1 protein-coding gene is annotated in these 424 nt (G+C 73.6%); it reads left to right on the top strand.

The window, feature by feature from the left end; genetic code table 11:
- Positions 1-424, top strand: a 424-nt coding sequence (locus D3227_RS40740; RefSeq protein ID WP_120019485.1) for a HutD/Ves family protein, incomplete at both ends; no start/stop codon positions are given.

Here is a 424-nt window from a genome sequence, read left to right as displayed (position 1 = left end):
CGGCCACCATCGACCGGGCCGGGCCGTTCTCGGCCTATCCCGGCGTGGACCGCCAGATCATGCTGCTGGGCGGCGATGGCGTGCACCTGAGCGCGAGCGGCATCGACCACCGGCTCGACGAGCCCTGGCGCCCCTGGTCGTTCGATGGCGCCGCAGCGCTCGATTGCACCCCGCTGGGCGGCGCCTCCACGGATTTCAACCTCATGCTGCGCCGTGGCGCGTGGCAGGGCACCATCGAAATCGTGTCGGACAGCGTGCAGCCAGGCTCCACGCCGGCCGGTGTCTGCCTGGTGCTCGCCGGCACGTGGCGCGACGGCGCCGGTGAAGGCTACCCGCCCGGCCATGGCCTGTGGTGGGGAGAAGCGCAAGGGCAGCCGCTGCAGCTCGCGCCCGGCGATGCCCGGGGCGCCGCGCTGGCCTGGAT

Source organism: Mesorhizobium waimense (assembly GCF_003601975.1).
Classification (GTDB): Bacteria; Pseudomonadota; Alphaproteobacteria; order Rhizobiales; family Rhizobiaceae; genus Mesorhizobium; species Mesorhizobium waimense.
This window is presented reverse-complemented; position numbering and strand designations above follow the sequence as displayed.